Below are 23,264 nucleotides of genomic sequence, written 5' to 3'. Positions count from 1 at the left end.
CCAAGGCGGCCCGATCGCCTTTCAAAAAACGCCCATGCATCACGTGCGCCAAATATCGGCTCCCGTGCAAAGGCCTCACAAGGGGAGAAGGAAGAATCGCTCTCCCTACTCCGCCGTGCCTTCCTCATACTCCGCGGACATGGTCAGCCATTTTTCTTCGTGGCCGGCAAGCGTCTGCGCAAGCTGCGAGCGTTCCTTGGCGAGCCTTGTCGCCGTCGACGGATCCTTTTCGTAGACCGCCGGGTTGGCGAGTTCGTCCTCGATGCCGTCGATGCGCTTGCGGATGCGGTCCATCAGCGCCTCGGTGGCGCGGATTTCCTTGGCCAACGGTTCGAAGGCGGCGCGGCGCGCGGCCGCATCGCGGCGGCGGTCGGCTTTTGACGCCTTGTCGGCCTCCCGCTTGCCGCGACGGTCGCCGGAGATGCCGGTGACCAGCGTCTTGTAGTCCTCCAGGTCGCCGTCATACGGATTGACCGCGCCGTCCTTCACCAGCCAGAGCCGGTCGGCGGTCGCCTCGAGCAGATGGCGGTCGTGCGAGATCAGGATGACGGCGCCGGGAAATTCGTTGAGCGCATGGATCAGCGATTCGCGGCTGTCGATGTCGAGATGGTTGGTCGGCTCGTCGAGGATGAACAGGTTCGGCCCCTCGAAGGCGGACAGCCCCATCAACAGCCGCGCCTTCTCGCCACCGGACAGGTCCTTGGCGGGCGTGTTCATCTTCTCGGTCGTGAGGCCGAATTGGGCGACACGGCCGCGCACTTTCGATTCCGGCGCCTCCGGCATCATCCGGCGGACATGCTCATAGGCGTTTTCCTCAGGGCGCAGATCGTCAAGCTGATGCTGGGCAAAGATCGCCACCTTCAGCCCGGGCGCCACCGTCATGGTGCCGGTCTCCTGCTTCAGACGGCCCGACAGCAGCTTGGCGAACGTCGACTTGCCATTGCCATTGGCGCCAAGCAGCGCGATGCGGTCGTCGGCGTCGATGCGCAGCGTCATCTTCTTCAGGATCGGCTGCCCTTCGGTATAGCCGACATTGACGTTGTTCAGCGCAACGATCGGCGAGGCCACCGTCTTCACAGGTTCGGGGAAAGAGAACGGCCGCACCGTGTCGTTGACGATGGCCGAGATCGGCTTCATCTTTTCCAGCGCCTTGATGCGCGACTGTGCCTGTCTTGCCTTGGAGGCCTTTGCGCGAAAACGCTCGACGAAGGATTCCATGTGCTTGCGGGCGGCTTCCTGCTTGACCCGGCCCTTTTCCTGCAATTCCTTCTGCTCGGTGTACTGGCGCTCGAACTGGTCGTAGCCGCCGCGCCAGAACATCAGCTTCTTCTGGTCGAGGTGAACGATCGAATTGACCGCACGGTTGAGCAGATCGCGGTCGTGCGAAATCAGAAGCACGGTGTGCGGATACTTTGAAACGTAGTTCTCAAGCCACAGCGTGCCTTCGAGGTCGAGATAGTTGGTCGGCTCGTCGAGCAGCAGGAGATCCGGCTCGGAAAACAGCACGGCGGCCAACGCCACGCGCATACGCCAGCCTCCGGAGAAGGACGAGGCCGGACGGCGCTGCGCGGCGTCGTCGAAGCCGAGGCCGGCGAGGATGGTGGCCGCGCGCGACTCGGCCGAATGGGCGTCGATATCGGCAAGCCGCATATGGATGTCGGCGATACGGTGTGGATCGGTGGCGATCTTTTCTTCTTCGAGCAACGCCGTGCGCTCAAGGTCGGCCTTGAGCACGATCTCTATCAGCGGGTCCTCGGTGCCAGGTGCTTCCTGCGCCACCTGGCCGATGCGCGTATTCTTCGGCAGGCTGATCGAGCCGGTCTCGGAGGGAAAATCGCCTGTTATAGCCTTGAACAGCGTCGTCTTGCCGGTGCCGTTGCGGCCGACAAGACCGGCCTTGGTGCCGGCCGGCAAGGTGAGCGAGGCGTGGTCGAGAAGCAAGCGCCCCGCCATGCGGAGCGAGAGGTCATTGATGATAAGCATGGTCGCGCTTTTGCACTGGACATCAACGCTTCGCAAGACCTTGCGGGCCAGTTGGCCGCACAAGGCCTGGAAACGGCGCACATAATGCGCCGCCAGAGCAGCCGATCAGTGATCTGCCATACCGGCCAGCAAGGCCTCAGGCAGTGGCCTTGCCACGCTTTGTCGCCTTGGCCACCACTGCCGGCGCAGCGGCCGGCTTGCGGCCAAGTCCCGTCGATTTCGCCAGCGCCGACCGGGTCGCCGAGTAATTCGGGGCGACCATCGGATAATCCGGCGGCAAACCCCATTTGGCCCGATAGTCGTCCGGGCTCAAACCATGGTCTGTCCTGAGGTGTCGCTTGAGCGACTTGAACTTCTTGCCGTCCTCCAGGCAGATGATGTAGTCGGGAAACACCGACTTTTTCGGATTTACAGCCGGAACCAGGCTCGGGCTTTCCACGACGGCCGCGCCAGCCAGCTTTCGGACCGAGGCGCTAACGCTGGCAATCAGGTCAGGCAGGCCAGAAGCCGGAAGCGGATTGTTGCCTACATAGGCCGAGACAATATCGGCGGTTAGCTCGATAACGGTCTTATCCTCGATATTTGACAATTCTTTCACCTTGTTTGTGACAAAGTCATCTACCCCAGTGAAGACTTTTGTCGATGTATCTCTTTAACCGCGTCCCCCGACGGACCGCCAAGTCCCAAAACGAATCAAGACTTGGCATCAACTACCTTTATGGGAAATCGACGTCGCGCAAATTAGAAAATCTAATACTTCGAAGCGACAGACTTGGTTGTCCGGCCATCCGCCAATATCTCAAGAATACGCTTCCAGCGGGCACAACGCCCGAAATCCTTCTGCTCAATCGCCTTTTCAGCCTTCATCGCGGCATAAAGTGGTGCCTCCGCGCCGAATTCCTTGATGAGCCAGTGCGCTTCCTGCCTGGCGAGACGTTCATTGTCGTCAAACATAGTCTTGCGCCTCCGTACGCTCCAGGCCGACGGCGACACAACTGCCGATCACGAGGACGGCTCCGGCAATGGCGGTCGTCGTCAGCCGTTCACCGGACAAGGTCAGCAGCAGCGTCGAGGCAATCGGCGTGAGATAGGCGACGACAGCGACCTTGCCGCTGCCTCCGAGCTTCAAGGCGTGCGACCAGAAGTAATAACCCAGCCCCATCGGCCCGGCGCCGAGATAGAGCCCGAGGGCCAGATCCATCCCGGTGGGCCAGGCGACGCCTTCGCGAGCGGACCATATGAGTGTCAACGCGACGCCAACCAGCGACGAGGGCAACAACAAGCGGTCCGGCGAATTGGCGAGCCGTCCCACCATCACCGAATAGAAAGCCATGCACAGCGCAGATCCGAATGCGGCCAGATAGCCGGCGAGATCACCCTGGAACCAGGTGCGGTCACGTCCTCCCGAAATCACCAACGCGACGCCGACGAACCCAAGGGCCGCGGCAAGGCCCAGCAAAGCCGGACGCCGGGGATTATCGAAGGCGATCACCGCCGCGGCAACCATCAAGGGCCAGGTGTAGGCCACGAGATTGGCTTCTATCACCGGCATCAAGGCAAAGGAGATATATTGCAGTACCATGGTGCCGACCAGACCGATAAAACCAACCGCGAGCGGCGCCAGCGCGGTGCTCGCCGTGACTGCCGCGGCTTTCTCGCGGCTCATCAACCGGATGACCGCGAACACCAGTGCGGCCCCTACAAATTGCAGGAATTGCACTTGCGACACCGGGTGACTGGCCAGCAGGGATTTGCCGACCAGCGCATTTGTCGACCACAACGCCACCGCGCCGGTGGCGAAGACCAGCACGGATACCGAGCCCGATCGATGCCGAAAGAACCGGCAAGGGCTATCCCTGTGGTCGACCATGATCCTGTCCGAAAACCGGTTTCCACTTTTCGGGGTCATGGGTCGTTACCATGATTCCCTGGCTCCGCCCGGAACCGGCGCTTCGGCAGGGGCCGGCGTCGGATGTTCCGCTTCGAACCGGCGATAGGCCGGCAGTTGGTTGGTCCACACGTCGTCGGCCAGTTCGTTGACCCACTCGCGGTCGTGATCGTTGTCGGCGGCAAGATAGAACATCCTGTTATCGTCGACATAGGGCTTGGCCACAGAGCGCTGGTTGAGCACCAGGGTGACGCGCTCGCCGAACTGGATCGGCGCAGTGCGATGCAGGACGCCGAGGAACTGCCCGAGCGTGGCGTAGTTCATCTTGTGATCGATGCGCATGATGCGGTTGCGCGGAATCTCGCGGCCGGATTCGAGAATGGCGCGGCCGGTCTCGGAATCGTCGCAATAGATTTCGAGCTGGCCGCCGACCAGCGGATCGCTGATCGACAGCGGAATGAGCTCGGTGACCGGAACGCCGTCGCAATGCCATTCGACGGCGCCATCCCTGGGGTTCATGAAGGTGACGGTCGAACCGACGATCGACAGCGGATAGGGCTCCAGCTTCGTGCCCATCATGTCGGAGAGCCGCTCCAGGCGCAACTTGTCGTTCAGCAACTCCTTGATTTCGGGGATGAAACGGTCGGCGCCGGTGATGAAGGTCAGGTCGAGGTGCTTGTGCACGGCATGACTGGCCTTGAGCTTCAGGGCGGCTTCCTCGATCGCGGCAAGCAGTGCCGGATCATAGCCATGCAGATACTGCGCAACGCCGAAGCTCGACACTTTCCAGGCGGTTTCGTGACCGATAATGGCCTCGCGGCTCATCGCATAGCGCAATTCGGGTATCGTATGTGCGTTCATTGTACTTCTCCAAGTGGGGCAAACACTTGGTTAACAGTCGATTAAATTAGCTCCCCCTGTAAAATTAGGAATGCTAGTGCTACCATAAGCCCAGCTTAAGGTCGAAACCGTGCGTCTGCTCAGTCAGGTCAACCTCAATTCGCTGAAAATCGTGGAGAGTGCTGCGAGGCATGGCAATTTCACGCGTGCCGGCGAAGAACAGTTCATCACCGCTTCGGCGGTCAGCCAGCGCGTCAAAAGCCTGGAGGACCAGCTGCGCTTCAAGATTTTCCAGCGCGGCGGCAATGCAGTGTCGCTGACACCCGAGGGCGAGACCTATGTCTCGCGCGTTCGCGAGGCGCTGGAGCGGATCGTCGCCGCCAGCATGGAAGCGACCGGGCAATCACAGGAACATGTGCTGAAGATATCCGTACTGCCGACATTTGCCGCACGCTGGCTGTTTCCGCGCCTGCCACTTTTTCAGCAGCAACATCCCGATATCGTGATGCGAGTTTCGACCTCGTACGCGACGCATGAGTTCACGACTTCCGAATTCGATCTCGAAATCCGCTATGGCGACGGCCACTTCAACGGACTGCCATCGGACCTGTTGTTTCGGGAAGACCTGACGCCGGTGTGCAGCCGCAAGCTGTTCCATGAAGTTCTCGGCCAGAAGCCGCTGTCAAAGGTCACACCGGACGACCTCAAGCACTTCACGTTGCTGCATTCCGACACCTGCACCCAGAACTGGCAATCCTGGCTTGGTTTTGCTGGTGCCAGTTTTGTGCTCAGCGAGACCAAAAGCATCTATTTCGATTCGTGCATGATGTCCTACGAGGCGGCCAACTCAGGAATGGGCTTTGCCGTTGCCAACCGTGCCTATATGGCCAGCGATATCCGCGCCGAAAAGCTGATCGCTCCGTTTGCCGTTCATCATCCGAACACGGCCGGTTGGTACTTTGTCTCGCCCCACCAGAGCCCTGCCGCACGCAAGGTGCTGCTGTTCAAACAATGGGTGATGGCGGAAGCGGCCATGACGCAACGCCAGTTGGACAGCGAAGTCACCGACTTGGCTTCAGAGGCTGTCTGAATTCGAATAGGTCTCACTTGCCGCTCGGTGACCGCAGACAAGAGAAATAGGGATCATCGATTGATGGGCGTCCAATCCAGGCAACCCGCCTTGGTCGGGGATCTCGTTGAGCTCAGCCCCCTTCAGCCAGAGCATTCCGTAGCGCTTTTGAGTGCCGCCGCGGATGGCGAGCTATGGAACCTGAAGGCCACCGTGGTTCCTGGGCCAGGCGCGATCGATGATTATATTGCCAATGCCCTGGCTGGACGACAGGCCGGGACCGTCATGCCATACGCAATCATCCTGCGCGCCACGGGCTTGATTTGCGGTAGTACGCGGTTCTGGAAAATTGATCGTGCGAATAGAAAATTGGAGATTGGGCACACGTGGCTCGGCAGTTCGGTCCAGCGATCGGGCGTCAATACCGAGGCTAAATATCTTCTCCTGGTTCAGGCATTTGAAGTCATGAGCTGTGTTCGCGTGCAATTCACCACCGACGAACTCAATGACGCGTCGAGAGCGGCCATTTTGAGAATAGGAGCAAAACAGGAAGGAATCGTTCGCAATGAACGGATCATGCCGGACGGCCGGAAACGCAATTCCGTCCGGTTCAGCATTATCGATTCCGAGTGGCCTGATGTAAAAGCGGGGCTACGGCAAAAAATGCGACGGTAGCCCGCGCGAACCGCTCGCCCCGAATTTAAAACAAAACCATGTGGATCAGGCGAAGGCCCTTCCTTCCTCGGTGCGCTGGAAATGCGCCAGATCGAGCGGTACGGAAGGGCGGCCCAGAACCGTCAGGATCATATGCGCCTGGCCGCGGTGATGGGTCTGGTGGTTGAAGACATGAGCCAGCGCGGGCGCCAGGCGCTGCGAGACGGTGCGCATGTCCGATACGGTCATATAGGTGAAACGACCCGACAGCGCCTTGTCGTTCAAGCCGCCGAGCCAGTCGATAATCCGCCGGTCCTCGGCCTCGCGCGCTGTCCTCAGGACAGGCAAGGCCCGGTACAATATGGCGTCCAATGTCGTCGGCGCGGCGCCTTCGCCGGTGAAGCGTTTCATCCAGATGCGATCGGCGGCGAGCAGGTGGTTGAGCGTGCCCATCAGCGAGCCGAAGAAGGCGCCGACGTCGCGATTGAATTCCTCATCGTTGAGATCGTCGGCGGCATCGTAGATGCGGCCATTGGCCCATTGATTGTATGCCGCAAACATCATGAAGTGCTGTTTCATCTTTTTCCCGCCGCGCCTGTTTCGGGTGTCGGGAGCGATACCTAGACCGCAAAGGAACCGGCGCCAATGACCATTCTGCTTTATGATCTCGTCGGGCGTGACGAGGGCCGTCCGTTCAGCCCACATTGCTGGAAGGCAACGATGGCGCTGGCCCATAAGGGACTTGATGCCTCGACCGCGCCGACGCGTTTTCTCGAAGTGCCGGCCATTGAAGGCGGTGTCTCGAAAACCGTTCCGGTTATCCGCGATGGCGACAAGGTCGTCGCCGATTCCTTCACCATCGCGCTCTATCTCGATGAGGCCTATCCGGATCGCCCGACGCTGTTTGGCGGCGAAGGCGGCAAGGCGATGGCGCGCTTCACCGAGCGCTGGTCGCAATTGACCATCCACCCTTATGTCACCACCGCGGCGGTCGTTGACCTTCATGCCATGCAAGACGAGGAGAACGCCTCGTATTTCCGACAGAGCCGGGAGCAGCGCCTCGGCAAGCGGCTGGAGGACGTCGTCGCCGCACGCGATGCCGGCCTGGCAACCTTCCGGGCAGCGCTGGAGCCGCTGCGCTCCATGTTGAGCTACCAGCCGTTCATCGGCGGCGCCTCGCCGCTGTTTGCCGACTATATCGTCTTCGGCGCGCTGCAATGGGCGCGTATCGCATCACCTTACAAGTTGCTCGAAGGCAGCGACGCGGTAGCGCAGTGGTTCACCCGCTGCCTCGACCTGCATGGCGGGCTGGGACGAAAGGTTTCCGCCGCGGCGTGACGGACGCAAAGGCCTGCCTGCCCGCAAGGCAGCTCGAGCGCCGTCTACCTGTTGCGAAAATCAGCGGCGGAACAGCTGGCCTATTTGGCCGCCTTCTTTGGCTTGCTGGCCTTCGGCTTGCTGGCTTTCGCGGCGGCCTTTTCTTCCTTGGGGGCTGCTTTTGTCTTGCCGGCGCCGGATGCCTTCTTGGCTGGCTTCTTGTCCGCCGACGGCTTCCCCGCGTCCTCCCGATCGACGTCGGCCGCCGCCTGGTGCCAATGGCGTTCGTGATGACCGGCCGGTCGCCCTTCTTCCTGCCAGATCTGATGTGCACGGTTGCGAATGCGCTCCTGACGATCGTCTGTCATGGTCATGTTGTCTCCCTTCGGGCCGACTTCAGCGCGGCGCCGACCGAGCGACTATAGCAAGCAAACCGTTGCTTTACAGCCATCTGATCCCGCCTGCCTGCGGCGACCAGCCATGGAAGCGCAGACCGGTCCGGCGCTCGCTGTCGCTGGGCGTTCGTCGCTCGGAAAGCAAAAGCAATTGGCTTTCCGCCCGCTACGCGACCGCTCCTCACCCCGCTCCTCACCCCCTTGGCAATAGGCCGGGCGGCTTGTATAGAGCCCGCCACTCTCAATTCAAATTCAGACAAGGACGACCCATGGCGCTCGAACGCACTTTTTCCATGATCAAGCCGGACGCAACGCGGCGCAATCTCACCGGCGCCATCACCAGGATGCTGGAGGAAGCCGGCCTGCGCGTCATCGCCTCGCGCCGGGTGTGGATGAGCCGCCGCGAGGCGGAAGGCTTCTACGCCGTCCACAAGGAGCGGCCGTTTTTCGGCGAGCTGGTGGAATCCATGTCCTCGGGCCCGACCATCGTGCAGGTCCTAGAAGGCGAGAGCGCCATTACCAAGAACCGCGATGTGATGGGCGCCACCAATCCGGCCAATGCCGCCGAAGGCACCATCCGCAAGGTGCATGCGCTGTCGATCGGCGAGAACTCGGTGCACGGCTCGGACGCGCCGGAAACGGCCGCACAGGAGATCAAGTACTGGTTCTCGGATACCGAGATCGTCGGCTGAGCCGACGGCATCAAATCCGATCTGGAAGGCCGGCGTTCAGCCGGCCTTTTTTCTGGAGTGCAATCAGCTTGCGGCGCTGAAGCGCAGGATTTCGCGGCCGTCCTTGTCCGATATGGCGAGCTTGCCGGCATCGACAGTGTATGACGCCGCGTTGGCCAACGCATCGAACAGGGCTTTTTCCTCGGCCATCACATTGGGCGCGCAGGCTTTGTAGGTCGAACCGATATCGCCGATCGCGATTGCCTGACCCTCGACCTTCGCCGTGGCAAAATAGGTGTTGCAGGGACCGTTGCCACCGGCCTTGCCGGCCTCGCTGATCCTGAAGGTCGCCTGCGGCGCGGTGACGGCGCCAATGCCGTCGACATAGTCGACCACCCAGAGCTGATCAAAGACGGAAGTCATTGGCTCCTTGCTGGGTGCGACCATCTTCAGCATGATGGTCTGTGGCGCGTCGGTCAGCGGATCGAGCTGATGGCGCACATCGGAAATGAACATCAGCCTTCCGTCCACGGTGATCCGGGCCCGCAGTGCATAGGTCATCTGCGGTCGGATGACAGAGGGGTCGAATTTGATCTCGAAGCTGATCGGCACCTGACCGGCGGGCCTGATCTTCTGTTGCCCGATGATTTTGGCGGGCGCGTCCGCCAACGAGACGTCGGCAAGCTCGACGGAAAGCACGGCGCTGGGTGGCAATGCGATGCGCTCGCGATAGATAACCTCGCCCCTCACCGCCTTTTCCGCGGCAAGGGAAAGCTCCGGCACCGCCAGGCGCCGACGACCAGCGGCACCAAGCCGAAGACGAAGAACTCGGCGATCCTGTCCAGCATGACCGTCTCCCTTGCCCAAATCAGTCACGTGACCAGTTGGCAGAAGGATTGCGGTCGTTCCGTGACGCCTGCACGGTAAACTATTCGGACGGCGGCTGCTTCCAGCGCCGAGCTGCCTCGGCGTCAGTTTCCTTGGCATCGACCCAGCCGCCCTCGGAGCCGTCGGTGCGATGCTCCTTCTTCCAGAAGGGCGCACGCGACTTGAGATAGTCCATGAGGAAGTTCGCCGCCTCGAATGCCGCCTGGCGGTGCGCCGAAGCGGCCACCACCAGCACGATGTTCGCCCCCGGCGCGATCTTGCCATGGCGATGTATGACGGTGAGGCCTTGCAGCGGCCAGCGCTCGGTGGCTTGGGTTGCGATGCGGCCGATCTCGGCTTCAGCCATGCCCGGATAGTGCTCGAGCTCGAGTGCCGAGAGAGCGCCCTGCTCGTCGCGGCACAGGCCGGAGAAGGTGACCACCGCGCCAATGTCGGCACGGCCCTGTGTCAGCCCGGCGATCTCGGCGGCGACGTCGAAATCCTGGCGCTGAATGCGCACGGTCGGCACCAGGACGGCCGGCATGAGTGTCAGCCCCCGGTCATCGGCGGGAACAGTGCGATCTCGCGTGCGCCCGATATCTTCTCGCGGTGATCGACATGTTCCTGGTTGATGGCGACGCGGATGACATCGGGATATTGCAGCGCGTGTTGGTACCCTTCGCCGCGCGATTGCAGCCAGCGCAAGAGGTCGGCGACCGTCTCGATGCCGGCGGGCAATTCGACATCTTCCTGCGATGTGCCGATCCGTTCGCGAACCCAGGCGAAATAGATGAGACGGGTCGTCATCTCACTCGTCCATGATGTGCTTGAGACCGGCGCGGAAATAGTCGTAGCCGGTGTAGAGCGTCACGAGGGCCGCGATCCACAACAGCACGAGGCCGGTCTGCGTGGTCAGCGGAAAGATCTTGTCACCGGCCGGTCCCGCCAGCAGGAAGGCGATGGCGACCATCTGGATGGTGGTCTTCCACTTGGCAAGTTGCGTCACCGGCACCGAAACCTTGAGCGCCGCCAGATATTCGCGCAGGCCCGAAACCAGGATTTCGCGGCACAGGATGATGATCGCCGCCCACAGCGACCAGCCGGCGATACCGGCATGACGGTCGGTGTCGGCCGCCAGCAGCAAGAGGCAGGTGGCGACCAGCAGCTTGTCGGCGATCGGATCGAGCATCTTGCCGATGTTGGAGGTCTGCTGCCAGGCGCGCGCAAAATAGCCGTCGAAATAATCGGTGACGGACGCCAGCAGGAAAATGACCAGCGCCGACCAGCGGGCGAAGTCGCTCGATTTCAGATGGCCCTCGAGAAAAAAGCACAGCACGACCAGCGGTACCGCGATGATGCGGGCGTAGGTCAGCATGTTGGGCAGGTTAAATGCGCGCTGGGCCATGTCTTCAGAGACTCTTTCTGCCTGCGTACTCAAATCAGAAGCGGATGTAGGGGGTCAACAGGCCAGATTCGACTGGCCAGCTGAAAGTAACGATTTTCTTCAGCTCTCGTGGAAGTGATTGTAGACCAGTTTCGCCACCTGTTCGGAAATGCCGTCGACCTTCCTCAGATCCTCGACTGCGGCACGGCTGACCGCCTTGGCGGTGCCGAAATGCAAGAGAAGCGCGCGCTTGCGGCCGGGCCCGATGCCGGCGATTTCGTCGAGCGGGCTCTTGACCATTTCCTTCTTGCGGCGGGCCCGGTGCGACCCGATGGCGAAGCGGTGGACCTCGTCGCGCAGCCGCTGGACGAAATAGAGGACGGGGTCGCGCACGGGGAGCGAAAACGAGTCCCTGCCCTTGACGAAGAAGCGCTCGCGGCCTGCATCACGGTCCTGTCCCTTGGCGATGCCGATGGCGACGACCCGGTCCTCGATGCCGAGATCCGACAGGATCTTGCGCACCGCCGTCATCTGGCCCTGGCCACCGTCGATCAGGATGACATCGGGCCAGGCAGGGAAGCTTCCGGAGATATCGTCTTCGATATCCTCACCTGAATCCGCCGAGGCAGTCTCGTCGGGAGCAACGTCGCCATGCTCCTTGAGCAGCCGTGAAAAGCGCCGCTCCATCACCTCGCGCATCATGCCGAAATCGTCGCCCGGCGTGATCTCGGTCGAGCGGATGTTGAATTTTCTGTACTGGTTCTTCACAAAGCCTTCCGGCCCCGCGACGACCATGGCACCGACGGCGTTGGTGCCCATAATGTGCGAGTTGTCGTAAACCTCGATGCGCACGGGCGGCTTGGTCAGGCCGAAGGTCTCGGCGAAACCAGCAAGCAGCCGCGCTTGCGTCGAGGTTTCGGCCAGCCGGCGGCCAAGCGCCTCACGCGCATTCTGCAAAGCGTTGTCGGTCAGATCCTTTTTCTCGCCGCGCTGCGGCACGGAGATCGCCACCTTGCGGCCGGCGCGCGTCGAGAGCGCCTCGGCCAGCAGTTCCTGGTCCTCGACGGTCTGCGACAGGAGAATGGCACGCGGTGTCGGCTTGTCATCGTAGAATTGCGCCAGGAACGAGCCCAGCACTTCCGATCCCTCCAGCGCCGGATCGGCCTTGGGGAAATAGGCACGGTTGCCCCAATTCTGGCCGGTGCGGAAGAAGAACACCTGGATGCAGACCTGGCCACCCTCCTGGTGGATAGCGAAGACATCGGCCTCGTCGACGGTCGCCGGGTTGATGCCCTGATGGCTCTGCACGTGCGACAGGGCCGCCAGCCGGTCGCGATAAATGGCGGCGCGCTCGAAATCGAGGTCTTGCGAAGCCTGCTGCATGGCAGCCGAAATCTCGGTCTTCACCTTCTGGCTGCGGCCGGACAAAAAGTCCTTCGCTTCGGCGACCAACTCGGCATAACCCTCATGCGAGATCTCGCCGGTGCACGGCCCGGCGCAGCGCTTGATCTGGTAGAGCAGGCATGGCCGCGTGCGGTTCTCGTAGAAGGAATTGGTGCAGCTTCTGAGCAGGAAGGCGCGCTGCAGCGAATTGATGGTGCGGCCGACAGCGCCCGCCGAAGCAAAGGGGCCGAAATAGTCCCCCTTGCGCGAGCGTGCCCCACGATGCTTGTAAATGCCTGGTGAGACATGGTCACCGGTCAAAAGGATATACGGAAACGACTTGTCGTCCCGCATCAGCACATTGAATCGGGGCCGCAAACGCTTGATAAGATTGGCTTCGAGTAGCAGCGCCTCGATCTCGGTGCGGGTGACGACGAACTCCATCGTCGACGTTTCGCGCACCATGCGGCCGATGCGGTTGGTGTGGAATCTGCCTTGCGCGTAATTGGTGACACGCTTCTTCAGGCTGCGCGCCTTGCCGACATAGAGCACGTCGCCGGCGGCGTTCATCATCCGATAAACGCCTGGCGCATTGGGCAGCCGCTTCACCAGCGTCTGGATTACCTCGGCGCCGATCATGCCTTCGGCGTCGCCGGCATGCGGCGCCCAGTCGATGGCCGTGAAGGCGACATCCGGGCCAACCGGTTCGACGATCTCCTCCAGCGCCTCGTCCTCGAGGTCGATTTCGGGAGGAAGATCATCAGCGCCGCCGCGCGCCTTGTTCTTGTGATCCAAAGGACTCATTCCGCCATGCCTGTCACATCGGGCGTCTGCCATGCAAGATGCTGGCCGCCATCGAGCGCGATCATCTGGCCGGTGACCGAGCGCGTCTCCCAGAGATAGCGGATGGTGGCGCCGAATTCCGGCAATTCCGGGCCGCGCCTCAGAATGAGGCCAGCGACCTGCGCGTCAAAATCCGAATCGTCCTGGCGCACGTTCTTCAGCGTCGGGCCCGGCCCTATCGCATTGACGCGGATGCCGGGTCCGAGTGCCTGGGCCAGCATCTGCGTCTGGGTCCACAATGCCGATTTCGACAGCGCATAGGAAAAATAGCGCGGTGTCGGCCTCCAGACGCGCTGGTCGATGACGTTGACGATCAGCCCCTCCTGCCCTTCCGGCAGGGAACGGGCGAAGTTCTGCGCCAACAGCGCCGGGGTTTTCACGTGAATGGCAAAATGGCGGTCCCAGGCGTGCCAGTCGAAATCTTGCACGGAATCATCGACGAAGAGCGAAGCATTGTTGACCAGCAGCGAAATTGGGCCCAGCGCTGCTTCCGCTTGGCCGACGAGGTCGCTGACGGCATCCATGTCGGTTAGATCAGCCGGAACCACGGCGGCGCGGCCGCCCGACCGGTTAATCCCCGCGGCCAACGCATCCGCCTCATCGTGCGAGCGATTGGAATGGATGGCGACCGCAAAACCATGGCTGGCGAGGTCCTCGACGATCGCCTTGCCGATCCGTTTCGCCCCACCGGTCACCAGCGCCACGGCAGTGGCTTTGCTCATCTGCTGTCAATCCTCAATTTCGGCCCGAAACGCGATGCCGACGAAATGTGGCCCGGCATGCGTTAAACGGCGTTCGCACCTGGGGCAACATTGTGGCGAAGTGCCCGGTTCGGTATGCCGAGCCCTCCGGGACTCGGAACCATTGGATCGCAATATAGGTCGCTGGACTCCTTGCACCAAGCGGTGTGCAGCGCAGCGTGAACTTGCTGCTGACATTTCGCTGTTGCGAACATGCAACGTCAAGGTTCTGCCTCATTCGTGCCGGGGAATGACCCAAGTTCAGGTTCGGTTCAGCCGCATTTTGACACGACATTTGGAACCGACGAACGCCAGATCCGTTTCACCCCCCGGACGGGTCGATGGCGATCGTGAGAAACAAGCCTGTGTCCTGTGGCTTAAGGAGTAAAGAACAATGCAAGCCAATTTTAAATTCGCACGGCCGCTGGCTGTTGCGCTCGGGCTCTTCGCCCTCGGCGGTACCGCTTATGCCGCGGACGTCGTTTCGGAAGAGCCGCCGGCACCCGCTCCGGTTGCCGAACTTCCGGTCGCCTCGTGGGCCGGCCCCTATGCCGGTATCAACCTGGGCTACGGCTTCAGCGGCAAGACCAAGGAAAAGGATTTCGGCGTTTCGACCGATACCAAAGGTTTTGTCGGCAGTGTCTTCGGCGGCTATCAGTGGCAGCAGGAGAACTTCGTTTACGGCGGTGAAGCCGAACTCGGCTACAACGGCGTGAAGGGTGACGACAACGGCATCAACTCCAAGGGCGGCTTCGAAGGCTCGCTGCGTGCCCGTCTCGGCTACGCCGTGACCCCGGAAATCCTGCTTTATGGCACGGGCGGCCTCGCCGGCAGAAGCCTGAAGGTGGAAGACACCGTTCTCGGCGCCAGCGACACCGCCACCATGCTCGGCTGGACCGCCGGCGTCGGCACCGACATCAAGCTGACCGACAACGTGTTCGGCCGCGTCGAATATCGCTACACCGACTTCGGCAGCAAGAGCTTCGATGGTATTGGCAAGGTCAAGGCGACGGACAACCGCGTCACCTTCGGCCTCGGCATGAAGTTCTAAGTCGTTCAAGCCACGACACGAAAAGCCGGGCCTCGCGCCCGGCTTTTTTATGTCCGGTCGCTTACAGCATGTCGCGGCGAACAGGATTCGCCCGACCTGCTGTAAGCTTTTGATTTTATGCATGTCGTTTCCCGGAACCGAGGACACTTCCGAGCGACATGCATTAGGCCGGAACCACGGACTTCAGCTCCGGGAATTTTTCATCGAAGCGCGCCGCCCAGCGGATCAACCGGCTGCGCCCTTTCTCCCACTGGCCGCCAAAGCGCAGCGAGAGGTAGCCGAGGCAGGCACGCAACGCCAACTGACCGGCCGTGATCTTCTTCGGCAGTTTTGGCGGATTGGCATTGAGCAGGTCGAGTGCTGCCGTGATCTTCGCCCACTGGCGGTCGAGCCAGGGCTGATAGACCATCTCTTTGGGGCGGGTGCGGCGCTCATAGACCATCGACAGCGCGCAATCGCAGATACCGTCGGCCAGCGCCTCCAGTACTTCCGCTTCCAGACGCTTGTCGGGATTGCGTGGAAACAATGCGTTCTTCGAAATCCGGTTGAGGTGCTGCGTGATGGCGCGGCTGTCGTGAATCGAACGGCCATCGTCGAGCACCAGCACCGGGATCTTGCCGAGCGGATTGGCGCCGATCAGTTCGGCCGGCCTGTCCTCGGTTCTGACCGGCACCTCCTCGAGAGCGATCCCGGCATAGGCCGCGGCCATCCTTACCTTGGAGCTATAGGGAGAGGCGGACGCGTAGAGCAGCTTCGGCATGATCGGTTTCCTGTTTGCGACCGTCCAGTGTTGACCGGACAAACTCTTGCGATCAATCGCCAGAGTGCAAAAAACCAGCGACCAGAAACCTGCCGCGGTTTCCGTCTTGGCATCACGACAAACTGAACCGGCACACTAGGAAGTATCAGCAGGCCACGACAGCAAGCCGCCGGGTTTAAACCCCGCGTTCACACGTCACAGGAGCCCATACTTCACAGGCGCCAAAGCGTCGTGCCGAGAACCTTCGCCAACCACCGCAAGGGGCGAAAGAGAGACGGGCGAGCGAGGCAGCCAACCGGCGCCTCGCTTTGCTTGCCCCTCGGCCCCTTCCCGATGCTCAGTCCCGAGGGCTGAACCCGTTGCCGAATATGCTCCGATCCAGAGCGTCAGAGCGCCCTTGCCGCATCCCGAAGGACACGCGACGCCCCAACGATCCGTCTACTTCTTGCCCGGAGCCTTCGCCTTCGCGGGCGCCGCCTTTGCCTTCGGCGCCGCGGCTTTCTTCACCGCCGGCTTAGTCGCGGCGGCGGCTGCTTTCGCAGCCGGCTTGGCCACCGGCTTCTTGGCTGGTGCCGCTTTCGCTGCCGGCTTTGCCGCGGCCTTGGCGGGAGCCGCCTTCTTCGCTGCGGGCTTGGCTGCGGGCTTGGCCGCAGGCTTCTTGGCCGGTGCCGCTTTCGCTGCCGGCTTCGCCGCGGCTTTCGCGGGCGCCGCCTTCTTCATTGCCGGCTTCGCGACGGCTTTTGCCGCTGCCGCAGGTTTCTTCGCCGGTGCCTTGGCCGCGGCGGCCTTCGGCTTGGCGGCAGGCGCTGCTTTCTTCACTGCCGTTGCGGCCTTCGCCGCGACTGCTTTTGCGGGTGCTTTCTTTGCCGGTGCCTTGGATGCCGGCGCTTTAGATGACTGCTTAGCCATGTCATGCCCCTTCACGTTATGCCGATGGCCGTGAATGACCCCGGCGCGCAATGCATATCTGACTCGCGTCTCGCTAGCCAGCGAAGCAATGGTATGATTTTCTCAACTTAAATTTTGGTTGCGATCGACACACAATCACACTCATCACCGGAAAAATCCGCCGTTGATCTTCCGGCGTCGCCAGCAATTTGACACCGGCATTCCCGATGCGAGTTCGCCATGAAGCTCCAAAGATCAGCGAGCAACTTCACGCATGATCTTCGGTCGTGAATATCATCACTTGCCGTCTCATCGAGGCGATTATCTTTTGCAAGCGAGCGGTCCATGCGGATCACGAGCGCGATGCGACACCCGATCTGAAGTTCACCTTGTCAAGCATGTTCCCCGCATCTGTTTTCTGATTGACAGAATACTCTGTATAACAGAGTGTTCTGTTGGGGGATGTTATTGCGCCTTTGGTTTCGGACGTGCAAAGGCAAGTGACACACCGCTGGCAGAGATTGCCGGGTCACGCGGCGACAGCCCGAGGTTTTGCCGCATTGGAGCTTATTGATGAGCGTCGACGACATTATCCACCAGAGTACGCGGCTCAGGATCATGGCCGTCCTGAACACGCTGGAAAGGCGCGAGGCGCTTGAGTTCACCCGGTTGAAGGCCATGATCGAGACCACCGACGGCAATCTCGGGGCACATCTCGATACGCTGGCCAGAGCTGGCTATGCCGACATTGAAAAGCTCTTTGTCGGACGGCGGCCGCAGACACGGATCAGAGCCACGACGGCCGGACGGCGGGCCTTTCGCGGTCACATTGCCTTTCTTCGCAAGATCATCGATCAGGCAGAGGCAACGCAGCGCAGAAAATAGCTCTGCGCCGAGCGAACGTCTTTGAGCGGTTCACCGTCTCATGATACGGCGAGCCGCTCGTCCGACAATTGTCTATGGTGGCGGAATCGCCGCGTGCCGGCAGGCGTGTGGGTCTTCATTACGGCTGATAGCCGAGACAAATGGCGCCGAGCGCGACGACGGCGCAGGCGCCGACTCGCCGGGGCGTCAGCGTCTCGCCGAGAAACAACCGGCCGATGAAGGCCGCGAAGACGACGCTGGTCTCACGTATCGCGGTGATCGGACCGGCAGGCCCGAGCGCGAAGGCCGCCACCACCACGCCATAGGCCAGAAGCGCGAACAGGCCGCCGCCCAGCGCCTTCCAGGTTTCCGGTGCCCGCGCATCGACGGCGAGCCTGCCGCGACAGGCGACGAAGGCCGCCGGCAGCAGTGCGCCATAGGCCAGCAGGACCCAGGCGGTGTAGGCGCCGACATTGCCCGCCGCACGAACGCCGATCGCGTCCACCATCGCATAGGCGGCGATGATTGCCCCCGTTGCCACCGCATAGAGGATCGATGTCGTGGTGGCTCTTCCTCGCCCAAGCGAAAGAGCCATGATGCCGCCGCCGACCAGGGCAACGCCCACGGTCTCCAGAGCGGTGAGCTGCTGGCCGGCCAGCAGGAACCCGCCGAGCGTGACGAGCAGCGGCACGCTGCCGCGAACAATCGGGTAGACCTGTCCCAGTTCGCCATACCTGTAGGCGGCCACCAGAAATACGCTGTAGCCGACCTGCAGGCAGGCCGAGAGCCCGACATAGGGCCAGGCGGGCGTCGCCGGAAAACCATTGAAGATTGCAAGGGGAATGGCAAGCGCCGTGCTGGAGAAGCTCATGACGGTGACGGTCCACAACCTGTCGGCACCCGTTCGCAGAAAGGCGTTCCAGCTTGCGTGCAGAATCGCCGCGAACAGCGCGAGCCCGATGACCAGTGGGCTCATTGCGGCCTGCGCGAGGCGGCGATGATGTCCAAGGCAGCCTTGCGGGCGTCGCGGATGGCGGTGTCTCCCTGCCCCATCTGCGCCATCAGGGTCGCACCTTCGATCAGCATCAACAGGGTCGTCGCCGCACTTTCGGCCCGCCCGCGCGGCATCACCTGCTCGAGGATCGACTGCAGGCGCTGCCTGAGGCTATTCTTCTGCCTGGCGACAGCCTTGAACACCGGATGCTGGGGATCGCCGAACTCGGCCAAGGCATGGGCAAACAGGCAACCATGAAAATCCGGTCTGCGGAACCAGCGGCCATGCCAGTCGAAGATCTTCGCGATTTTCTGCTCCGGCGTGGTGCTCTCTCCGGCGAGCCGGTCGAGCTGATCGTCAAAACGCCTGGCGCGATAGTCGAGCACCTCGACGATCAGCTCGTCCTTGCTGGGGAAATGGCGATACATAGTCATCTTGGCCACGTCCGCCTCGGCGATGATCCGGTCGATGCCGGTGGCATGGAAACCGGCGCGCTTGAACAGCGCATAGGCCGTTTCGACGACATGCTGGCGTTTGTCGGAAGCAGGTGACGGTGTCATGCGCTAACCAAGTGATGAGACAGGTCTGTCTCATCACAGCGCACCGGAACGCCTCACCTGTCAACGCAGGACATCAAAGCGCCCGCGACCCCTTCAGGCCGCAGGCGGGAAAAGACCGGAAAGGAAGAGACGCGTTCAGCGCAGGACGCGACAGCGGCCGTTATAGACCATCCAGCGATCGAAGCCCGAGACGCAGAACTCGACATTGTCGCCGATCGAGGCAAAGCCCTGGCCTTCCTCGATCAGATAGAAGATCGACCGGTCCCGGCCATCCGACAGGCTGACGGTTGCCCGGCAATAGTGACGGCCAATCGGCCATTCCTCGCTCGCCTGCTCATAGCGGTGTTGGCGAATGTCGCGAAAATCGGTGATGGCGACCTCGGGCAGATGCGGCACGTGATGCACCTGGTAGGAGAACCGATGCGTGATCTTGCTCAGCACCCATGTCTCCCCACAGACGCTGCCATCGTCCTCGGAATAGACGGCAAGGTCAGCCGCATGGACCGCCTGGGTGATACCGAGAGGCGCGGCAAGGGGTGTGCAGAGCGAAATCAGGGCAGCAAGTGCGGATTTGGCGAAGCGAGTCATGGCAGCCTCTCAAGGTCGATTGCGCGCACTGTGCGGATTCGCTCGACGGCGGTCAAGCGGTTGCCGAAACAATGGTTTCCAGAAACCGGCGCGGGCAGTTGCTGTAAGCAGCAACCCGCGGGTAACGGCGAAGTTCCCTGCGGGCGGATCATGCGGTCGCACGGGGCGCGGCGATCAAATCCAGCTATACCGGCGGCGGGGCCTGCTCGCCGGCCAGCCATTCCATCGACCAATGCGCCGGCTTTTCCACGGCGAGCAATTTGTGCAGTGCCGGCAATATGGTTCGCAGTTCGCCTTCCAGCATGAAGGGCGGATTGACCACCACCATGCCGGTGCCATCGAGGCTGGGTTCCGAAGAGGGCGGCCTGATCTCGAATTCTATGTCGAGGATTTTCGGGATGCCGGATTGCTTCAGCGCTTTCCTGAAGGCGATGATCGCCTTGCGGTTCTTGATCGGATACCACAGGGCGTAGATGCCGTTGGGCCAGCGCCTGTGCGCCTTCACCAGCCCCTCGACGAGGCGGCCGAACTCGCCCTCTTCCTCGAAGGGTGGATCGATGAGCACCAAGCCGCGCTTTTCCTTCGGCGGCAGGTGCGCCCCGAGCGCAAGCCAGCCGTCAAGTTCCATCACCTTTGTCTGGAAATCGCCGGCGAATTCCGTCTTCAGCTTCGCGGCGTCTTTCGGATGCAGTTCGATCGCCGACAACCGGTCCTGCTTGCGCAGGAGATTGCGCGCGAGCAGCGGCGAGCCCGGATATTTCTTCACGCCGCCCTCGGGATTGAGCGAGCGCACCGCCGCCAGATAAGGCGCCAGCAGCGCCGCCGCCTTCGCGTCGAACGAGGCATCGATCAGCCTGCCGATGCCGCCCTGCCACTCACCGGTCTTTTGCGCTTCGAGTGACGACAGGTCGTAGCGGCCAATGCCGGCATGGGTGTCCACGACACGAAACGCCTTGTCCTTCTGCTTCAGATAGTCGAGCAGGCGCGTCAGCACGACATGCTTGACGACATCGGAAAAATTGCCGGCGTGGTAGGCGTGGCGGTAGTTCATGTGGGACCCCTGCCCCAGCGTGGCGGCGGCGGTTGCGAGTTCGGATTTTCCGGTCGCCCGCCTCCAGAACGCAGGGATAGCAGGAAGCCGATCAAGCCGACCGCCATCAGCGAAAAGCCTATCGGCCGCGCCCGGGCGTCGATCTCGCCGACGCCGGAACGCAAGACAAGGTCGACCGCTCGCATCGGTATGTCCTCGGCATCGCCAGGGCCAACTGTGAAGAGGTAAGCGCCAGGGCTGACGGTGGCAATCAGGCCGGCCTCGTCGCGAAAGATCTTGTCGGGCAATTGCGGGCTGGCCTGCCGCGGATTGTCCACATGATTGAACTGCAGCGTCGAGGCAAGCACAGTGCGGCCATTGGTGGCCGCGGTCAGCGTCAATACCGTGCGCTGCTGCGAAACGATGCGCTCGGCCCTGGCGGTCAGGTCGACCAGCACCCGCACCGGGGCATCGCGATCTTTGAGCGATACTGTCAACGGCCTGAACCGGCCCTGCTCATAGACTCGCCAGGTGCCGATTTCGCGACCGGAAAAATTGCTCACCGCCCAGGGGTAGATGAAACCGATGCCGGTGCCGGAGAGCAGGATCAGGACAAACAGAAAGCGCATCGAAAACCTTGGCTATTTCTACTTCTGCTCGCTATGGCTGCCGCCTTGCGCGGACCTGTCCAGGGTAGCAGTGCGGATCCGCTCCATCTCGTCCAGAAGCATCTCCAGGCCAAGATCGAAGGTCTTGTCGAATTCAGCGGTGCCAAAGTAGCGTCCCGCGGTGGCGATGTTGGGGAAATCGCGCTCAAGCTGCTCACGGCCGACCGTTGTGACCGCCGACGGGCCCTTTGAGTAACCGGCGGTCTCGTCGAGCACCGCCCCCGACAGATAGTACCCCACCGCACGGAACAGCCTTGCGGCCATTTCCTGATCGAAGCCGCCGTCATTGAACAAGCCTACGATGTTGTCGATATAGGCAAGGCAAATGGGCGAATTCATCCGGTAGCTGAGAAAATAGCTCGCGAAGGCCGGATGCTCGCGACCGATACGCCGATAATCCAATACCACCATTCGCATCCTCTGGCGCCATGGCAGATCCGGATCCGGCATCTTCAACGGACCAATCAGCCTGTCGACCAGCGCCTCAAAGAGATGCGCCTGTGAGGGGAAGTGATGATAAATGCTCATTGCCTCGCAACCAAGTGCGGCCGCCAGCTTGCGCATCGAAAAGCCGGCAAGCCCTTCCCTCTCGATCACCTCGAAGGCCGCGTTCTCGATCATCTCGCGCGACAGACGTCCGCGCGCTCTCTTTTTCTTGATTGATTGATCCATCGCGCCGCTTGACAACTTACAGTGTAAGGTTCATTTTCACCGTTACCTTACATCGTAAGGCTAACAAAGACCAGAGGATAAAACCATGTCGTACCATCGCGTCGTCAAATCCGTGCGATCTTCGTCCCAGCATGTGTTCCTGTTCGCCGCCGCAGCCTGCGTGCTGTCGCTCGGCACCGCGCCGGCCCACGCCGACGACTATGATGCAACCCTCAAGGACATACAGTCGACCATGGGCGGTGTGCCGAGCTTTGTGAAGCAGTTTCCCAAAACCGGTCTGCCTGGTGCCTGGGCCGAGGTCAAGGCCATCGAACTCAGCGACAAGACGGCGCTGCCGCCCAAGGTCAAGTCGCTGATCTCCTTGGCCGTGGCGGCACAGATTCCTTGCACCTACTGCATCTGGTCGGACACGCAGGACGCCAAGCGCGCCGGCGCAACCGACGAGGAGATCCAGGAAGCCGTGGCGATGGCGGCGCTGACACGCCACTGGAGCACCATCTTCAACGGCATGCAGGTCGATTTCGATACATTCAAGAAGGAAATGGGCGGGCAGTAAGCCCGCCGGCAAGAAGGAAATGGGCGGGCAGTAAGCCCGCCGGCAAGAAGGAAATGGGCGGGCAGTAAGCCTCAATGGCACTACAGAGATGACTCGGTGCGCGGGTCGTCTCTGGTCCGCGTTTCGGCTTTAGGCGCTGCTCTCACGCCTTGCGCTCCCAGCGGCGGTCCGCGGTCTGCTGCCAATAGGTGACGGCGTGGCCCGCGTCCTTCATCGTCTTCCAATGCGCCCGGGCCATCTCGACCTGGGCCGCGTCATGGCCATCGAACAGGAACACCGCACGCTCGTAGCCGCGAAGGTCGGGCGGCACCGCGCCGTCTACCAGGAACCTGATCTTGGCTTGGTTGGGATTGCCGTCACCAGTGGTCAACAGGATTGGCTGTTCACCGGGATAAGCTTCGCGATCGGTCGCGTGCGCCAGGAAGGAATCGTCGCGGAAAGTCCACAGATGCTGGTCGAGCGCGTCGCGCCGCTCCTCGGTGCCGGTCTGCACCACGGCGCGCCAGCCGCGATCGACGCTGCGCTCGAGCAGGCCCGGCAGCGCATCCTCCAACGTCGATTCGGTCAGATGGTAGAACAGCACATCGGCCATGGATGAA

Annotated in this window: 29 protein-coding genes; 7 read left to right on the top strand and 22 right to left on the bottom strand. The window is 61.7% G+C overall.

Annotated elements, in window-relative coordinates:
• Window positions 1-105: 105 nt before the first annotated feature.
• The 5 genes from FJ941_RS25325 to FJ941_RS29085 form a co-directional block, all read right to left on the bottom strand.
• The gene (locus FJ941_RS25325; protein WP_140509901.1) at window positions 106-1,983 is read right to left on the bottom strand and encodes an ABC-F family ATP-binding cassette domain-containing protein; all 1,878 of its coding nucleotides are present in this window, start codon (window positions 1,981-1,983) and stop codon (window positions 106-108) included.
• 136 nt (window positions 1,984-2,119) lie between these two features.
• Window positions 2,120-2,572, bottom strand: coding sequence for a MucR family transcriptional regulator (locus tag FJ941_RS25320; RefSeq protein WP_140509900.1), 453 nt, complete (start codon window positions 2,570-2,572; stop codon window positions 2,120-2,122).
• A 161-nt stretch (window positions 2,573-2,733) separates the two neighbouring features.
• Complete coding sequence (locus tag FJ941_RS25315; protein WP_027144508.1) at window positions 2,734-2,937, bottom strand: hypothetical protein; 204 nt, start codon at window positions 2,935-2,937, stop codon at window positions 2,734-2,736.
• Window positions 2,930-3,853 (bottom strand): DMT family transporter, encoded by a 924-nt coding sequence (locus FJ941_RS25310; protein ID WP_140509898.1) that lies wholly within the window; start codon window positions 3,851-3,853, stop codon window positions 2,930-2,932. Before FJ941_RS25310 ends, FJ941_RS25315 begins: the two co-directional genes overlap by 8 nt.
• A 45-nt stretch (window positions 3,854-3,898) precedes the next feature.
• A complete protein-coding gene (locus FJ941_RS29085) occupies window positions 3,899-4,732 on the bottom strand; it encodes a hypothetical protein (RefSeq protein WP_181166733.1) in 834 nt (277 codons plus the stop codon).
• A gap of 109 nt (window positions 4,733-4,841) precedes the next feature.
• Here FJ941_RS29085 and FJ941_RS25295 point away from each other — a divergent pair, with 109 nt between their 5' ends.
• Window positions 4,842-5,801: a LysR substrate-binding domain-containing protein gene (locus FJ941_RS25295; RefSeq protein WP_140509896.1), complete on the top strand. Its 960-nt coding sequence runs from the start codon at window positions 4,842-4,844 to the stop codon at window positions 5,799-5,801.
• 63 nt (window positions 5,802-5,864) lie between these two features.
• Complete coding sequence (locus FJ941_RS25290; protein WP_140509894.1) at window positions 5,865-6,455, top strand: GNAT family protein; 591 nt, start codon at window positions 5,865-5,867, stop codon at window positions 6,453-6,455.
• 45 nt (window positions 6,456-6,500) lie between these two features.
• On the opposite strand, the gene FJ941_RS25285 is transcribed toward FJ941_RS25290, so the two are convergent.
• Window positions 6,501-7,013 carry a DinB family protein gene (locus FJ941_RS25285; protein ID WP_027144513.1) on the bottom strand — a complete coding sequence of 171 codons (513 nt, stop codon included), beginning with the start codon at window positions 7,011-7,013 and terminating at the stop codon, window positions 6,501-6,503.
• Window positions 7,014-7,079: 66 nt separating this feature from the next.
• On the opposite strand from FJ941_RS25285, the gene FJ941_RS25280 reads away from it, so the two are divergent.
• A complete protein-coding gene (locus tag FJ941_RS25280) occupies window positions 7,080-7,772 on the top strand; it encodes a glutathione S-transferase family protein (protein WP_140509892.1) in 693 nt (230 codons plus the stop codon).
• Between the two features lie 80 nt (window positions 7,773-7,852).
• Here FJ941_RS25280 and FJ941_RS25275 read toward each other — a convergent pair whose 3' ends face one another.
• On the bottom strand, window positions 7,853-8,125 hold the full coding sequence (locus tag FJ941_RS25275; RefSeq protein WP_140509890.1) for a DUF2934 domain-containing protein: 273 nt from the start codon (window positions 8,123-8,125) through the stop codon (window positions 7,853-7,855).
• 290 nt (window positions 8,126-8,415) lie between these two features.
• On the opposite strand from FJ941_RS25275, the gene ndk reads away from it, so the two are divergent.
• Complete coding sequence (gene ndk / locus FJ941_RS25270; RefSeq protein WP_027144516.1) at window positions 8,416-8,838, top strand: nucleoside-diphosphate kinase; 423 nt, start codon at window positions 8,416-8,418, stop codon at window positions 8,836-8,838.
• Window positions 8,839-8,901: 63 nt separating this feature from the next.
• Here the strand turns inward: ndk and FJ941_RS25265 are convergent, their stop codons facing one another.
• The 6 genes from FJ941_RS25265 to FJ941_RS25240 all read right to left on the bottom strand — a co-directional run bounded on the left by FJ941_RS25265 (window position 8,902) and on the right by FJ941_RS25240 (window position 14,016).
• A complete protein-coding gene (locus FJ941_RS25265; RefSeq protein WP_246673988.1) occupies window positions 8,902-9,567 on the bottom strand; it encodes a YbaY family lipoprotein in 666 nt (221 codons plus the stop codon).
• A gap of 178 nt (window positions 9,568-9,745) precedes the next feature.
• The gene (locus tag FJ941_RS25260; protein WP_140509888.1) at window positions 9,746-10,228 is read right to left on the bottom strand and encodes a molybdenum cofactor biosynthesis protein MoaE; all 483 of its coding nucleotides are present in this window, start codon (window positions 10,226-10,228) and stop codon (window positions 9,746-9,748) included.
• A 5-nt stretch (window positions 10,229-10,233) separates the two neighbouring features.
• The gene (moaD, locus tag FJ941_RS25255) at window positions 10,234-10,491 is read right to left on the bottom strand and encodes a molybdopterin converting factor subunit 1 (protein ID WP_027144520.1); all 258 of its coding nucleotides are present in this window, start codon (window positions 10,489-10,491) and stop codon (window positions 10,234-10,236) included.
• A 1-nt stretch (window position 10,492) separates the two neighbouring features.
• Complete coding sequence (pgsA, locus tag FJ941_RS25250; protein WP_010915213.1) at window positions 10,493-11,089, bottom strand: CDP-diacylglycerol--glycerol-3-phosphate 3-phosphatidyltransferase; 597 nt, start codon at window positions 11,087-11,089, stop codon at window positions 10,493-10,495.
• A gap of 99 nt (window positions 11,090-11,188) precedes the next feature.
• Window positions 11,189-13,255: an excinuclease ABC subunit UvrC gene (gene uvrC / locus FJ941_RS25245; RefSeq protein WP_140509886.1), complete on the bottom strand. Its 2,067-nt coding sequence runs from the start codon at window positions 13,253-13,255 to the stop codon at window positions 11,189-11,191.
• A complete protein-coding gene (locus FJ941_RS25240) occupies window positions 13,252-14,016 on the bottom strand; it encodes an SDR family oxidoreductase (RefSeq protein ID WP_140509885.1) in 765 nt (254 codons plus the stop codon). The genes uvrC and FJ941_RS25240 overlap by 4 nt, the downstream gene beginning before the upstream one ends.
• Before the next feature lie 412 nt (window positions 14,017-14,428).
• Here FJ941_RS25240 and FJ941_RS25235 point away from each other — a divergent pair, with 412 nt between their 5' ends.
• A complete protein-coding gene (locus FJ941_RS25235) occupies window positions 14,429-15,085 on the top strand; it encodes an outer membrane protein (protein WP_140509883.1) in 657 nt (218 codons plus the stop codon).
• 163 nt (window positions 15,086-15,248) lie between these two features.
• Here the strand turns inward: FJ941_RS25235 and FJ941_RS25230 are convergent, their stop codons facing one another.
• Complete coding sequence (locus tag FJ941_RS25230) at window positions 15,249-15,845, bottom strand: glutathione S-transferase family protein (RefSeq protein ID WP_140509881.1); 597 nt, start codon at window positions 15,843-15,845, stop codon at window positions 15,249-15,251.
• A gap of 438 nt (window positions 15,846-16,283) precedes the next feature.
• Window positions 16,284-16,754: a histone gene (locus FJ941_RS25225; RefSeq protein WP_140509880.1), complete on the bottom strand. Its 471-nt coding sequence runs from the start codon at window positions 16,752-16,754 to the stop codon at window positions 16,284-16,286.
• A gap of 552 nt (window positions 16,755-17,306) precedes the next feature.
• Between FJ941_RS25225 and FJ941_RS25220 the strand changes: the two genes are divergently transcribed.
• Complete coding sequence (locus FJ941_RS25220; protein WP_140509878.1) at window positions 17,307-17,618, top strand: transcriptional regulator; 312 nt, start codon at window positions 17,307-17,309, stop codon at window positions 17,616-17,618.
• 118 nt (window positions 17,619-17,736) lie between these two features.
• Here the strand turns inward: FJ941_RS25220 and FJ941_RS25215 are convergent, their stop codons facing one another.
• The 6 genes from FJ941_RS25215 to FJ941_RS25190 all read right to left on the bottom strand — a co-directional run bounded on the left by FJ941_RS25215 (window position 17,737) and on the right by FJ941_RS25190 (window position 22,124).
• Window positions 17,737-18,573 (bottom strand): DMT family transporter, encoded by an 837-nt coding sequence (locus FJ941_RS25215; RefSeq protein WP_140509876.1) that lies wholly within the window; start codon window positions 18,571-18,573, stop codon window positions 17,737-17,739.
• A complete protein-coding gene (locus tag FJ941_RS25210; RefSeq protein WP_140509874.1) occupies window positions 18,570-19,151 on the bottom strand; it encodes a TetR/AcrR family transcriptional regulator in 582 nt (193 codons plus the stop codon). Before FJ941_RS25210 ends, FJ941_RS25215 begins: the two co-directional genes overlap by 4 nt.
• A gap of 135 nt (window positions 19,152-19,286) precedes the next feature.
• Window positions 19,287-19,739 carry a hypothetical protein gene (locus FJ941_RS25205; protein ID WP_027144529.1) on the bottom strand — a complete coding sequence of 151 codons (453 nt, stop codon included), beginning with the start codon at window positions 19,737-19,739 and terminating at the stop codon, window positions 19,287-19,289.
• A 184-nt stretch (window positions 19,740-19,923) separates the two neighbouring features.
• Complete coding sequence (locus FJ941_RS25200) at window positions 19,924-20,790, bottom strand: 23S rRNA (adenine(2030)-N(6))-methyltransferase RlmJ (RefSeq protein ID WP_140509873.1); 867 nt, start codon at window positions 20,788-20,790, stop codon at window positions 19,924-19,926.
• Complete coding sequence (locus tag FJ941_RS25195; protein WP_140509871.1) at window positions 20,787-21,398, bottom strand: hypothetical protein; 612 nt, start codon at window positions 21,396-21,398, stop codon at window positions 20,787-20,789. The genes FJ941_RS25200 and FJ941_RS25195 overlap by 4 nt, the downstream gene beginning before the upstream one ends.
• An 18-nt stretch (window positions 21,399-21,416) precedes the next feature.
• Window positions 21,417-22,124: a TetR/AcrR family transcriptional regulator gene (locus tag FJ941_RS25190; RefSeq protein WP_246673986.1), complete on the bottom strand. Its 708-nt coding sequence runs from the start codon at window positions 22,122-22,124 to the stop codon at window positions 21,417-21,419.
• A gap of 70 nt (window positions 22,125-22,194) precedes the next feature.
• Here FJ941_RS25190 and FJ941_RS25185 point away from each other — a divergent pair, with 70 nt between their 5' ends.
• On the top strand, window positions 22,195-22,665 hold the full coding sequence (locus tag FJ941_RS25185; RefSeq protein WP_140509870.1) for a carboxymuconolactone decarboxylase family protein: 471 nt from the start codon (window positions 22,195-22,197) through the stop codon (window positions 22,663-22,665).
• 142 nt (window positions 22,666-22,807) lie between these two features.
• On the opposite strand, the gene FJ941_RS25180 is transcribed toward FJ941_RS25185, so the two are convergent.
• On the bottom strand, window positions 22,808-23,257 hold the full coding sequence (locus FJ941_RS25180; protein WP_140509868.1) for a DNA polymerase III subunit chi: 450 nt from the start codon (window positions 23,255-23,257) through the stop codon (window positions 22,808-22,810).
• Window positions 23,258-23,264 lie beyond the last annotated feature (7 nt).

This window comes from Mesorhizobium sp. B2-3-13 (genome assembly GCF_006442195.1).
Classification (GTDB): domain Bacteria; phylum Pseudomonadota; class Alphaproteobacteria; order Rhizobiales; family Rhizobiaceae; genus Mesorhizobium; species Mesorhizobium salmacidum.
This window is presented reverse-complemented; position numbering and strand designations above follow the sequence as displayed.

Bases quoted from the DNA above. Each gene is read 5' to 3' on its own strand.
- FJ941_RS25325 (WP_140509901.1), bottom strand. From the start codon at position 1,983: ATGCTTATCATCAATGACCTCTCGCTCCGCATGGCGGGGCGCTTGCTT.
- FJ941_RS25315 (WP_027144508.1), bottom strand. From the start codon at position 2,937: ATGTTTGACGACAATGAACGTCTCGCCAGGCAGGAAGCGCACTGGCTC.
- FJ941_RS25310 (WP_140509898.1), bottom strand. From the start codon at position 3,853: ATGGTCGACCACAGGGATAGCCCTTGCCGGTTCTTTCGGCATCGATCG.
- FJ941_RS29085 (WP_181166733.1), bottom strand. From the start codon at position 4,732: ATGAACGCACATACGATACCCGAATTGCGCTATGCGATGAGCCGCGAG.
- FJ941_RS25290 (WP_140509894.1), top strand. From the start codon at position 5,865: ATGGGCGTCCAATCCAGGCAACCCGCCTTGGTCGGGGATCTCGTTGAG.
- FJ941_RS25285 (WP_027144513.1), bottom strand. From the start codon at position 7,013: ATGAAACAGCACTTCATGATGTTTGCGGCATACAATCAATGGGCCAAT.
- FJ941_RS25280 (WP_140509892.1), top strand. From the start codon at position 7,080: ATGACCATTCTGCTTTATGATCTCGTCGGGCGTGACGAGGGCCGTCCG.
- FJ941_RS25275 (WP_140509890.1), bottom strand. From the start codon at position 8,125: ATGACCATGACAGACGATCGTCAGGAGCGCATTCGCAACCGTGCACAT.
- ndk (WP_027144516.1), top strand. From the start codon at position 8,416: ATGGCGCTCGAACGCACTTTTTCCATGATCAAGCCGGACGCAACGCGG.
- FJ941_RS25260 (WP_140509888.1), bottom strand. From the start codon at position 10,228: ATGCCGGCCGTCCTGGTGCCGACCGTGCGCATTCAGCGCCAGGATTTC.
- moaD (WP_027144520.1), bottom strand. From the start codon at position 10,491: ATGACGACCCGTCTCATCTATTTCGCCTGGGTTCGCGAACGGATCGGC.
- pgsA (WP_010915213.1), bottom strand. From the start codon at position 11,089: ATGGCCCAGCGCGCATTTAACCTGCCCAACATGCTGACCTACGCCCGC.
- uvrC (WP_140509886.1), bottom strand. From the start codon at position 13,255: ATGAGTCCTTTGGATCACAAGAACAAGGCGCGCGGCGGCGCTGATGAT.
- FJ941_RS25240 (WP_140509885.1), bottom strand. From the start codon at position 14,016: ATGAGCAAAGCCACTGCCGTGGCGCTGGTGACCGGTGGGGCGAAACGG.
- FJ941_RS25235 (WP_140509883.1), top strand. From the start codon at position 14,429: ATGCAAGCCAATTTTAAATTCGCACGGCCGCTGGCTGTTGCGCTCGGG.
- FJ941_RS25230 (WP_140509881.1), bottom strand. From the start codon at position 15,845: ATGCCGAAGCTGCTCTACGCGTCCGCCTCTCCCTATAGCTCCAAGGTA.
- FJ941_RS25225 (WP_140509880.1), bottom strand. From the start codon at position 16,754: ATGGCTAAGCAGTCATCTAAAGCGCCGGCATCCAAGGCACCGGCAAAG.
- FJ941_RS25220 (WP_140509878.1), top strand. From the start codon at position 17,307: ATGAGCGTCGACGACATTATCCACCAGAGTACGCGGCTCAGGATCATG.
- FJ941_RS25215 (WP_140509876.1), bottom strand. From the start codon at position 18,573: ATGAGCCCACTGGTCATCGGGCTCGCGCTGTTCGCGGCGATTCTGCAC.
- FJ941_RS25210 (WP_140509874.1), bottom strand. From the start codon at position 19,151: ATGACACCGTCACCTGCTTCCGACAAACGCCAGCATGTCGTCGAAACG.
- FJ941_RS25205 (WP_027144529.1), bottom strand. From the start codon at position 19,739: ATGACTCGCTTCGCCAAATCCGCACTTGCTGCCCTGATTTCGCTCTGC.
- FJ941_RS25200 (WP_140509873.1), bottom strand. From the start codon at position 20,790: ATGAACTACCGCCACGCCTACCACGCCGGCAATTTTTCCGATGTCGTC.
- FJ941_RS25195 (WP_140509871.1), bottom strand. From the start codon at position 21,398: ATGCGCTTTCTGTTTGTCCTGATCCTGCTCTCCGGCACCGGCATCGGT.
- FJ941_RS25185 (WP_140509870.1), top strand. From the start codon at position 22,195: ATGTCGTACCATCGCGTCGTCAAATCCGTGCGATCTTCGTCCCAGCAT.
- FJ941_RS25180 (WP_140509868.1), bottom strand. From the start codon at position 23,257: ATGGCCGATGTGCTGTTCTACCATCTGACCGAATCGACGTTGGAGGAT.